The following is a 10,992-nucleotide window of genomic DNA, read 5'->3' on the forward strand; positions in this document are numbered from 1 at the left end:
AGAACCGGCCGGAGCCGCGGGCACGGAGCCCGCCGCGGCCCCCGGCGACGGCGGGTGCGCCGCCGGGTGTCCCGAGGCGCAGGTGCCGCACCTGCCCAGCGTGGTCGTCGAGCGCCGGGTCGAGTGGACCGACACCGACGCGGCGGGCCACTACCACCACTCCACCGTGATCCGCTGGGTCGAGGCGGCCGAGGCCGTGCTGCTGCGCCGCCTGGGCCTGTCGCACCTGTTCGGCAGCACGCCCCGCGTCCACTTCGAGGCCGACTACCGGGCCCGGCTCTGGTTCGGCGAGGCCGTGCGAACCGAGCTGCGCGTCACCAAGGTCGGCGCGAGCTCCCTCCACTACGCCTTCACCGTGCACGGCGAGGAGGGGGCACAGGCCGCCACCGGCCGCATGGTCATCGCCCACTCCGCCGCCCGTGCGACCGGGACCACCCCCTGGCCGGCCGAGGTCCGCGAGGTCCTCACGAAGGCCGGCCGGCAGGCCCCCGAACTGATCGAGAACAACCGAGGAGGCGCCCCGTGCGCATAGCAGTCATCGGAGGCGGGCCGGGCGGCCTGTACTTCGCCGCCCTGGCCAAGCAGATCTCCCCGCACTGGGAGGTGACGGTCTGGGAGCGCAACGCCCCCGACGACACCTTCGGCTTCGGGGTCGTCTTCTCCGACGAGACCCTCGACGGCATCGCCCAGGCCGATCCCTCCGTCCACGCCGCGATGTCGGCGGAGTTCGCCCGCTGGAGCGATATCGACGTACGTCACCGCGGCCGGACCCTCACCTCCGGCGGGCACGGTTTCGCCGCGCTGGGCCGCCGCAGGCTGCTGCAGATCCTCCAGGACCGGTGCGCCGCCCTGGAGGTGGACGTCCGCTACCGCACGCAGGCTCCGCCGCCGGAGCAACTGGCCGCGGAATACGACCTGGTGGTCGCCTGCGACGGCGTCCGCTCGGCCACCCGGGCCGCCTACGCCGACACCTTCGGGGCCGATCTCGACGAGCGCGCGGGCCGCTACATGTGGCTGGGCACCGACAAGGTCTTCGAGGCCTTCACCTTCATCGTCGAGGAACGGGACTTCGGCACCCTCCAGGTGCACGCGTACCCGTACGACGACACCCGCTCCACCTTCATCGTCGAGATGGACGAGGAGACCTGGCGGCGCGGCGGCTTCGCCGGCTCCGCCGGCCGGGACCTGGCGCCCGGCGCCAGTGACGAGGAGGGGATCCGGCGCTGCGAGGAGATCCTCGCCGGGCACCTGGACGGGCACCGGCTCATCCCCAACAACTCCAAGTGGCTGCGCTTCACCACCGTGCGCAACCGCACCTGGCGCCACGGCAACACCGTGCTGCTCGGGGACGCCGCGCACACCGCACACTTCTCCATCGGCTCCGGCACCAAGCTCGCCATGGAGGACGCCCTCGCGCTGGCCGCCTGCCTGCACGAACACCCCGGCGTGGAGGGCGCGCTGGCCGCCTACGAGGCCGAGCGCAGACCGGTCGTGGAGTCCACGCAGCGGGCGGCGCAGGCCAGCCTGGAGTGGTTCGAGAACATCGACCGGTACACCGGCCAGGATCCGCACCAGTTCGTCTTCAACCTGCTGACGCGCAGCCGCCGGGTCACCTACGACAACCTGCGGGTGCGGGACGAGGAGTTCACCACCGCCGTCAACGCCTCGGCGCCGGTTCCGCCCATGTTCCGGCCGTTCCAACTCGGCGGTCTGCGCCTGCGCAACCGGATCGTCGTACCGCCCATGGCCCTGTCCACGGCCGTCGACGGGGTCCCGGGCGACTTCGACCTCGTCCACCTGGGCACCCAGTCCCTCGGGGGCGCGGCCCTGGTCGTCGCCGGGATGACGGCGGTCGGCGCCGGCGGCCGGACCGACGCGGGCTGCCCCGGCCTGTGGACCGACGAGCAGGAGGCCGCCTGGCGGCGGATCACCTCCTTCGTGCACGGCCAGTCCGACACCTGCCTCGGCATCCAGCTCACCCACGCGGGCCGGCGGGCCGCAGGGGGGCAGCTCCTGGCCGCCTCCCCCCTGCCCTGGAACGAGGACGGCCAGGTCCCGCGCGAGGCGACCCGCACCGATATGGACCTGGTCGTAAGGGACTTCGTGCGCGCGGCCGAGCGCGCCGACCGGGCCGGCTTCGACGTCCTGGAACTCCAGTACGGGCACGGTCATCTGATGTCCGGGTTCCTCTCCCCGCTCACCAACCGGCGCACCGACGAGTACGGCGGGCCGGTGGCGAGCCGGCTGCGCTTCCCGCTCGAAGTGCTGGGCGCGGTAAGGGCGGTGTGGCCGGCCGGGAAGGCCCTTCTGGTCCGTGTCTCGGCCGCCGACTGGGCCGAGGGCGGCCTCGACGAGGCGGACGCCGTGCACATCGCGCGCGCCCTGGCCGCGGCGGGGGCCGACGCGATCGACGTCTCGACCGGCGAGGTCGTCTCCCACGAGCGGCCGTCCTTCGGCCGCAGCTACCAGACCCCGTACGCGGACCTGATCCGCAACACCACCGGGGTGGCGACCATCGCCGTCGGTGCGATCTCCACCTACGACGACGTGAACTCGGTGATCCTGGCGGGCCGCGCGGACCTGTGCGCGGTGGGCCGCGCCCAGCTCCACGACCCCCTGTGGACCCTGCACGCGGCCGCGGCCCAGGGGTACCGCGGGCCGGCCGCGCCGTGGGCCCGGTCCTGGCGGGCCGGCAGCGCCCGGCCGCCGGCCGCGCGCACCGACCGGGTGCCGCCGCGCCTCGAACTGCTGCGGCAGCCCGCCGCACCGGTGCACCAGCGATGGCTGCCGCGCGTCGCCGCGCCGGCCCTCTGAACGGAACGGCGAAACCATGCAGACCCGCGAGACCCGGCACACCCGTTCCCCGGGCGACCTGCCCCGGTTCACCGCGGCCGCCGTCCAGGCCGCTCCCGTCTACCTCGATCCCGCCGCCACCGTCGACAAGGCCGTCGCCCTGATCGCGGAGGCCGCGGGGAAGGGTGCCGAACTCGTCGTGTTCCCGGAGGCGTTCGTCCCCGGCTACCCGTACTGGAACTGGACGATGAACCCGGTCCAGGGCTCGCCCTGGTTCGAGCGCCTGCAGCGCGCGTCCATCGACGTCCCCGGCCCGCACGTGGACACCCTGCGCGCGGCGGCCCGCCAGTACGGGGTCGTCCTGGTCATCGGAGTCAACGAACGCGCCCCGCACAGCCTGGGCGTGCTCTACAACACGCTGCTGACCATCGGTCCCGACGGCGAACTGCTCGGTGTGCACCGCAAGCTGGTGCCCACCTGGGCGGAGAAGCTCACCTGGACCGGTGGCGACGGCAGTTCGCTGCGCGTCCACCAGAGTCCCGTCGGCCCGATCGGCGCCCTCGCCTGCGGGGAGAACACCAACACCCTGGCCCGTTTCACGCTCCTGGCCCAGGGCGAACTGGTGCACGCCGCCTGCTACATCGCCCTGCCCGTGGCGCCCGCGGACTACGACATGGCCGAGGCCATCGCCGTCCGGACCGCGGCCCACAGCTTCGAGGGCAAGGTCTTCTCCGTCGTCGCCTGTTCCACGGTCTCCCCCGAGATCGTGGACGCGGTCGCCGGTGAGGACGAGGCGGTCCGGGCCCTGTTCGCCCGGCCGCGCAGCGCCCTGTCGGGCATCTTCGGGCCCGACGGCCGCCCGGTCACGGAGCCGCTCGTCGACGTCGAGGGCATCGTCTACGCCGAGATCGACCTGAACCGGTGCATCCAGCCCAAGCAGATGCACGACATCACCGGGCACTACAACCGCTTCGACGTCTTCCGCCTCGAAGTGGACAACCGGCCCCGGCAGCCGGTCACCTTCACGGTCCCGCACCCCGCTCTGCCGCCCACCGCCACCCCCGAGGAGGACGCATGACCATCGACCAGGACGACACCGCGCTCGGCCGCGCCCGGGTCTCCGACACCCCCGAGCTGACCGCCTACTACGGCGAGCTCGAAGCCCTGGAGGCGGGTGCGCTGTGGACGGTGGCCAACGACATCGAGCCCTGGTACCCGCAGCCCAAGTCCGTTCCCGTGCTGTGGCGTTACGAGGAGCTGCGGCCCCTCGTGCACAAGGCGCTCGGCCTGGTCCGGGCCGACGACGCGGGCCGCCGGGTGGTGATGCTGGTCAACCCCGGCCGCCGGGACGTCAGTGCCGCCGCCGGACTCCTCTACACCGGTCTGCAGATCATGGGGCCCGGCGAGGCGATGACCGCCCACCGCCACCAGGCCGCGGCGCTGCGCTTCGTGCACGAGGGCACCGGGGCGTGGACGATCGTGGACGGCCAGAAGCTGAAGGTCGGCCCGCGCGACTTCGCCATCACCCCGAACGGCACCTGGCACGAGCACGGCAACGATGCCACGGACGCCCCGGTGATCTGGCAGGACGGCCTCGACATCCCGCTGGTCAACGCCTTGGACGCCGGGTTCTACGAGGTGCACCCCGAGCTGTACCAGCAGCCGGGGAAGGTGGTGAACTCCTCGGTCCTGACCTACGCCGCGAACCTGCTCCCGTACGGCTCCGAGAAGTGGACCCGCCCCTACTCCCCGCTGCTGGCCTACCCCTGGGAGCAGACCTACGAGGCCCTGCGCGGACTGGCCTCGGCCACCGAGGGCTCCCCGTACGACGGGGTCATCGCGGAGTACACGAACCCGGTGACCGGCGGCTCGGTGATGCCCACCATGAGCGCCCACATGCAGCTCCTGCGCCCGGGCCAGGCCACTCTGGCCCACCGTCACACCGGGTCGGTGATCTACACGGCGGCCAAGGGGCGCGGAGTCTCGGTGATCGCCGGGCAGCGCTTCGAGTGGAAGCAGGGCGATGTGTTCTGCGTCCCGTCCTGGGCCTGGCACGAGCACCACAACCTCGACCCGTCCGAGGACGCCTGCCTGTTCTCCTTCAACGATTTCCCCGTCATGCGGTCCCTCGGCTTCCACCGCGAAGAGGCGTACCCGGACAACGGCGGGCACCAGCCCGCCTCCTGAGCCGCGCCGCCGCACCGGACCGCCGGCCCTGACACCGGTCCCGGTGCGGCGGCGCACCCCGCGCCGCCGCATTCTCCCCCGCCCCCTCACCCCCTCTCCCCTAGGAGCCACCGATGCGACTGGTGACGTACACGACCGCGCCGATGACCGCCACCGCCGACCGTCTGGGCGCCCAGGCCGACGGCCTGGTGTACGACCTCGCGGCCCTCGCCCTGCACGCGGGCGTCGACCTGCCCGCCGACCTGCTCTCCTTCGTCCGGGCCGGCGCCCCCGCCCGCGAGGCGGCCGCCCGCCTGCTGGCCGGCGACCCCGCGGACCGGCCCGCCGGGGCCGTCCACCGGCTGGCGGACGTCACCCTGCGCGCCCCGCTGCGCCCCGGCAAGATCATCGGGGTGGGGCTGAACTACGTGGAGCACGTGGAGGAGTCCAGCCGGAGCCTGGACACCGACAAGGACCTGCCTCCGCGTCCGGTGCTGTTCAGCAAGCCGGCCACCGCCGTCACCGGCCCCGGGGCGCCGATCCTGCACAACGCCGACCTCACGACGCAGCTCGACTGGGAGTGCGAGCTGGCCGTGGTCATCGGTACGACCGCGTTCCGGGTGACCGAGGAGGAGGCGTACGGCCACATCTTCGGCTACAGCGTGGTCAACGACATCAGCGCCCGCGACCAGCGCCGGTCGGGCCAGTGGTTCTTCTCCAAGGGGCAGGATTCCTACGCCCCCTTCGGCCCGGCCGTGGTCACCGCGGACGAGGTCCCGGACCCGATGGACCTCGACCTCGAACTGCGGGTGAACGGGGTCACGAAGCAGAAGTCGAACACCCGGCACATGCTGTTCCCCATCGCCCGGCTCATCGCCGACATCAGCTCGGGCGTGACCCTGGAGCCCGGCGACGTCATCGCCACCGGCTCCCCCTCGGGCGTCGGGGCCGGCATGGTCCCGCCCGAGTTCCTCGTGCCGGGCGACACCGTCGAGGCCACCGTCGAGATCATCGGCACCCTCGCCAACCCGGTCGTCGACGCCCGCTGATCCGGCGGGGACCCGCCCCGACACCCGCGACACCCCCGCCAGAGACCCGAGGAGCACCCGTGCCGCCCCGTACCTACCGCATCGGCCAGATCGTGCCGAGTTCCAACGTCACGATGGAGACCGAGGTCCCCGCGATCCTGCGCGCCCGCATGGAGATCGCGCCCGGCGACCGCTTCACCTTCCACTCCAGCCGCATGCGCATGACGCACGTGACGCCGGAGCAGCTCAAGGCCATGGACGCCGACTCCGACCGCTGCGCCGTGGAGCTCTCGGACGCCCGGGTCGACGTGCTCGGCTACGCCTGCCTGGTCGCCATCATGAGCATGGGCCTCGGCTACCACCGCGCCTCCGAGGAACGCCTGCACACCCGCACCGTGGAGAACGGCGCCCCTGCGCCCGTGGTCACCAGTGCGGGCGCCCTGGTCCACGGACTGCACACCATGGGCGCCAGGAAGGTGGCCCTGCTGGCCCCGTACATGCGCCCGCTCACGCAGACGGTGGTCGACTACCTCACCCACGAGGGCATCGAGGTGCTCGACTTCCAGGCGCTGGAGATCCCGAACAACCTCGACGTGGCCGCCCACGACCCGGCCCGGCTCCCCGGCCTGGCCCGCGCCCTGGACTACGCCGACGCGGACGCGGTCGTGCTCTCGGCCTGTGTGCAGATGCCCTCGCTCGGCGCCATCGAGGAGGCCGAGCAGCTGCTCGGCAAGCCGGTGGTCTCCGCGGCCGTCTGCACCGCCCATCAGATGCTGCGCGCCCTCGACCTGCCGGCCGTCGCCCCCGGCGCCGGCCACCTCCTCTCCGGGGCGTACGCCGAGGCCCCCCTGCACCCGGGGGCGCCGGCCGCGGGGTGACCGGAGGCGACCCGGCCGCCGCCCCTCGATAGGATCACCACCCCACACCACGGGAAGGTGATCATGTCGGACAGCCCCCTCAGGCCCAGCTCGTTGATCAGTACGGTCTACGGGGCCTTCGTGCGCGGGAGCGGCGGCTGGATCTCCGTCGCCGACCTGATCACGCTCATGTCGGAGCTCGGCGTCGAGAGCCAGGCGGTGCGCTCGGCCATCTCCCGGCTCAAGAAGAAGGGCGTGCTGGAACCGGAGCGCCGCGGAGCCACCGGGTACCGGCTCAGTCCGGCCGTGCACCCCGTCTTCGACGCCGGCGACCGGCGCATCTTCGCCAGCCTCGAACCGGCGGACCTGAACGACGGCTGGGCCATGGCCGTCTTCTCCGTACCGGAGTCCGAGCGCTCCCACCGCTACCAGCTGCGCACCCGGCTGACCTGGCTCGGCTTCGGCAACATCGCCCCCGGCGTGTGGCTGGCGCCGGGCCGGCTCCTGGAGGACGCGCGCGACATGCTCGTGCGGCTCGGGCTCAGCGAGTACGTCCACCTGTTCGCCGCCGCCGACTACGCCGCGTTCAGCGACCTGCCGGAGGCGGTCAGCTCCTGGTGGGACTTCCCCGCGATCCAGGCCCAGTACGCCACCTTCACCGGCTCGTACGCCTCCGTCGCCGCGAAGCTCGCCGGGCAGGACGGCATCGACGCCGCCGAGGCCTTCCGCAACTACGTGCCGATGCTCACCGAGTGGCGTCGACTGCCCTACCTCGACCCGGGCCTGCCCGCCGAGCTGCTCCCCGCGGACTGGAACGCCGTGGCGGCCCGCCAGGTGTTCCAGCAGCTGCACGAGGTCCTGGCGGGGCCGGGCCTGCGCCACGTACAGGACGTGACGGGGCTTTCCGAGGGACACGGCAGCTGAGGGACGCGGCACCTGAGGGACACGGCAGCTGAGGGAAGCGGCACCTGAGGGACACAGCACCTGAGGGAGCGCTCCCTCAGGAGGACTCGCGGACCACGAGGTCGTTCGGCATGACCACCCGGTCCCTGGAGCCGCCTTCGATCAGGCCCAGGAGCAGCCGCACCGTGGCCGTGGCCTGGTCGGCCATGGGGCTGCGCACGGAGGTGAGGGCGGGGACGGTGTAGGCGGCGGCCTCGATGTCGTCGAAGCCGACGACGGCCACGTCCTCGGGAACCCGCAGGCCCACCTGTCGCAGGGTCCGCAGGGCGCCGATGGCCATGAGGTCGTTGGCCGCGAACACCGCGTCCAGCTCCGGGTCGTCCTCCAGCAGCTGCCGCATGGCTTCGGCTCCGGAGGCCCGGGTGAAATCGCCCAGCGCCACGATGGAGCGGCGGCCCGTGCCGCGCAGGGCGGCGCGGTAGCCGTCGAGTCGCTCGCGGGACTCGAAGAGGTCCAGCGGTCCGGTGATGGTGGCGATGCGGCGCCGGCCCCGTTCCAGCAGGTGGCGTACGGCGAGGGCGGCGCCGGCCGCGTTGTCCAGTTCCACGTACGGCACGTCCGGCGCGCAGGTGCGGTTGAAGGAGGCCACCGGCAGGCCCGTCCGGGCCAGGGCGGCGGGCAGCGGATCGGTGCCGTGCAGGGCGACGAGCATGACGCCGTCCACGTGCCCGCCGGCCACGTACTCCTCGACCCGGGCCCGGCTCCGGTCGGATTCGGCCAGCATGAGCACCACCTGCTTTCCGGCGGCCTCCAGTTCCCTGCTGACGGCGCGGACCACGGTGGAGAAGAGGGGGTCGTCGGAGACCACGCCCTGGGGCGGGTCGGAGACGACCACGGCCACGGCGTGGGTCCTGCGGGTGACGAGGTTGCGGGCGGCGGCGTTGGGCACGTAGCCCAGTTCGCGGACGGCCCGCATGACGACCTCGCGGATCTCGGGCGCGACCGTGGTCTCCCCGTTGACGACACGGGAGACGCTCGACCGGGACACGCCCGCGCGGGCTGCGACCACTTCCAGCGTGGGTCTTCTCATGGCGGCCCGTTCCGTTCGGTGAGCGCGCCGCCGGGTCGGACGGACGGTCCGGGGGGAGCGTTCTCCGGCGATGGTGGACCGGAGCCTGATCGACTGTCAACAGTCCACATTTTCGAGGGCGTTGTCGGCGACCGGAGGCAGGGTGGCCACCTGCTCTGGATCCTCCCTGGTCAGCCCGGATCACCGCGGGGCGCACGGGAACCGAGAGAGCGCTCCATCAGTGGACGAATCGAAGTCGGCCGTGTATCCGGCAGATGACGGGACACCTTGACAGTCCTCGGGGGCCGCCCCATCCTCACCCCTCAGGGAGCGCTCCCCCACTCTTCGTCTCCGACTCCCTCTCCCCCCCTCTCGTTTCCAGGAGCCGCCGTGCCTCCGTCGCTGCGCCGCCTCGGCTTACTCTTCGCCGTCGCTTTCACCCTCCTCACCTTCAGCACCCTCCCCGCCTCCCCCGCCCGCGCCGCCGAGACCCTGCTGTCGCAGGGCAGAGCGGTCACCGTCTCCGGCAGCGAGCCCGGCTACAACCCCGCGAGCGCCGTCGACGGGAACGCCGGCACCCGCTGGTCCAGCGCCTTCACGGACCCGCAGTGGATCCAGGTGGACCTCGGGTCCGCGGCCGCCATCTCCCGGGTCTCCCTCAACTGGGAGGCCGCCTACGCCAAGGCCTTCCAGATCCAGGTCTCGAACGACGCCGCGAACTGGACCACGGCCTACGCGACGACCACCGGAGCCGGCGGCACCCAGAACCTGACCGTCTCCGCGGCCGGCCGCTACGTGCGGATGTACGGGACCCAGCGCGCCACCGGATACGGCTACTCCCTCTGGGAGTTCCAGGTCTACGGCACCCCGGGCACCGGCGACGGCGGCGGCGACGTGCTCCTCTCGTACGGCAGGACGGGCGCGGCCTCCTCCTCGCAGGCCGACGGGAACTGCTGGGAGTGCACCCCGGCCAGGGCCTTCGACCGCGATCCCGCCTCCCGCTGGGCGACCAGCCCCGCCACCGGCTGGACGGATCCCGGCTGGATCTCCGTGGACCTCGGCGCGCCCGCGCAGATCCACAAGGTGGTCCTCCAGTGGGACCCGGCCTACGCGAAGTCCTTCCAGGTCCAGGTCTCCCCGGACGGGAACGCCTGGACCCCGGTCTACTCCACGACGGCGGGCACGGGCTTCAAGCAGACCCTGACGGTCTCGGGCTCCGGGCGGTACGTGCGGATGTACGGCACCGAGCGCGCGACCCCGTACGGCTACTCCCTGTGGGAGTTCCAGGTCTACGGCACCGGCGGCGCGCCGGTGACTCCCCCGCCGCTCCCGCCGGACCCCGCGAATCCGCCGAGGCTGGTGTGGAGCGACGAGTTCGACGGGCCCGCGGCGGGCACGCCCGATCCGGCCAAGTGGCGGGCGGACCCGGGCACCGGGCAGAACGGCGAGCTGGAGTACTACACCGACCACCGCAATGCGGCGACGGACGGTGCGGGCCACCTCGTCATGGAGGCCCGCAAGGAGGCCACGCCGGGCAAGGGCTGCCCGCCCGACCCGCTGACCGGCAGCACCACCTGCCAGTACACCTCGGCGCGGATGAACACCGGGGCCACGTTCCAGTTCACGTACGGGCGCGTCGAGGCCCGGATCAAGGTGCCCAAGGGCAACGGGCTGTGGCCGGCGTTCTGGATGATGGGCGGCGACTTCCTGACCGGGCGACCGTGGCCGTACAACGGCGAGGTCGACATCATGGAGGTCCTCGGCAAGGACGTGAAGACCTCGTACTCCACCGTGCACGCCCCCGCGTACAACGGCGGCGGCGGGATCGGCGGCCCGTACAGGCTGCCCGGGGACGCGGACTTCTCCGACGACTACCACGTGTGGGCCGCCGACTGGAACAGCAGGGGCATCGTCTACAGCCTGGACGGGCGGACCGTCTTCACCCTCGACAAGGAGCAGGTGGAGCGCACCCGCGGCCCGTGGGTCTTCGACCACCCCTCGTACATGATCCTCAACCTCGCGGTGGGCGGTGACTGGCCCGGTCCGACGGATGCCGGCACTCCGTTCCCCGCGCGGATGCTCGTCGACTACGTACGCGTCTACCAGTGACCGGAGGGGGGGGCGCCGGTGGCCGGCGGGGGGGCCGCCGCCACGGGGGGCGCGGGCGACGCGGCGG

General features: G+C 72.8%; 9 protein-coding genes. 8 read left to right on the forward strand and 1 reads right to left on the reverse strand.

The window, feature by feature from the left end; genetic code table 11:
• The 7 genes from ACFWNV_RS19820 to ACFWNV_RS19850 all read left to right on the forward strand — a co-directional run.
• A partial coding sequence (locus ACFWNV_RS19820; RefSeq protein WP_383948423.1) for an acyl-CoA thioesterase occupies positions 1–532 on the forward strand: 532 nt, incomplete at its 5' end.
• Positions 523–2,814: an FAD-dependent monooxygenase gene (locus tag ACFWNV_RS19825; RefSeq protein ID WP_383948426.1), complete on the forward strand. Its 2,292-nt coding sequence runs from the start codon at positions 523–525 to the stop codon at positions 2,812–2,814. The genes ACFWNV_RS19820 and ACFWNV_RS19825, both read left to right, overlap by 10 nt.
• A gap of 16 nt (positions 2,815–2,830) precedes the next feature.
• Positions 2,831–3,871: a carbon-nitrogen hydrolase family protein gene (locus ACFWNV_RS19830; RefSeq protein ID WP_383948429.1), complete on the forward strand. Its 1,041-nt coding sequence runs from the start codon at positions 2,831–2,833 to the stop codon at positions 3,869–3,871.
• The gene (locus tag ACFWNV_RS19835) at positions 3,868–4,980 is read left to right on the forward strand and encodes a cupin domain-containing protein (protein WP_383948432.1); all 1,113 of its coding nucleotides are present in this window, start codon (positions 3,868–3,870) and stop codon (positions 4,978–4,980) included. The genes ACFWNV_RS19830 and ACFWNV_RS19835 overlap by 4 nt, the downstream gene beginning before the upstream one ends.
• A gap of 113 nt (positions 4,981–5,093) precedes the next feature.
• The gene (locus ACFWNV_RS19840) at positions 5,094–6,008 is read left to right on the forward strand and encodes a fumarylacetoacetate hydrolase family protein (RefSeq protein WP_383948435.1); all 915 of its coding nucleotides are present in this window, start codon (positions 5,094–5,096) and stop codon (positions 6,006–6,008) included.
• 113 nt (positions 6,009–6,121) lie between these two features.
• Positions 6,122–6,865 carry an Asp/Glu racemase gene (locus tag ACFWNV_RS19845; protein WP_383948543.1) on the forward strand — a complete coding sequence of 248 codons (744 nt, stop codon included), beginning with the start codon at positions 6,122–6,124 and terminating at the stop codon, positions 6,863–6,865.
• A 63-nt stretch (positions 6,866–6,928) separates the two neighbouring features.
• Positions 6,929–7,768, forward strand: coding sequence for a PaaX family transcriptional regulator C-terminal domain-containing protein (locus ACFWNV_RS19850; RefSeq protein WP_383948437.1), 840 nt, complete (start codon positions 6,929–6,931; stop codon positions 7,766–7,768).
• 76 nt (positions 7,769–7,844) lie between these two features.
• Here the strand turns inward: ACFWNV_RS19850 and ACFWNV_RS19855 are convergent, their stop codons facing one another.
• On the reverse strand, positions 7,845–8,837 hold the full coding sequence (locus ACFWNV_RS19855) for a LacI family DNA-binding transcriptional regulator (RefSeq protein WP_383948441.1): 993 nt from the start codon (positions 8,835–8,837) through the stop codon (positions 7,845–7,847).
• 369 nt (positions 8,838–9,206) lie between these two features.
• Here ACFWNV_RS19855 and ACFWNV_RS19860 point away from each other — a divergent pair, with 369 nt between their 5' ends.
• Entirely contained in the window at positions 9,207–10,925 is a 1,719-nt protein-coding gene (locus ACFWNV_RS19860) for a discoidin domain-containing protein (RefSeq protein ID WP_383948444.1), read from the forward strand.
• Positions 10,926–10,992 lie beyond the last annotated feature (67 nt).

Origin of the sequence: Streptomyces sp. NPDC058401, assembly GCF_042722885.1 — a bacterium.
GTDB lineage: Bacteria > Actinomycetota > Actinomycetes > Streptomycetales > Streptomycetaceae > Streptomyces.

Excerpts from the sequence above, each read along its gene's own strand:
- ACFWNV_RS19830 (WP_383948429.1), top strand. The coding sequence starts at position 2,831 with ATGCAGACCCGCGAGACCCGGCACACCCGTTCCCCGGGCGACCTGCCC.
- ACFWNV_RS19835 (WP_383948432.1), top strand. The coding sequence starts at position 3,868 with ATGACCATCGACCAGGACGACACCGCGCTCGGCCGCGCCCGGGTCTCC.
- ACFWNV_RS19840 (WP_383948435.1), top strand. The coding sequence starts at position 5,094 with ATGCGACTGGTGACGTACACGACCGCGCCGATGACCGCCACCGCCGAC.
- ACFWNV_RS19845 (WP_383948543.1), top strand. The coding sequence starts at position 6,122 with ATGGAGACCGAGGTCCCCGCGATCCTGCGCGCCCGCATGGAGATCGCG.
- ACFWNV_RS19850 (WP_383948437.1), top strand. The coding sequence starts at position 6,929 with ATGTCGGACAGCCCCCTCAGGCCCAGCTCGTTGATCAGTACGGTCTAC.
- ACFWNV_RS19855 (WP_383948441.1), bottom strand. The coding sequence starts at position 8,837 with ATGAGAAGACCCACGCTGGAAGTGGTCGCAGCCCGCGCGGGCGTGTCC.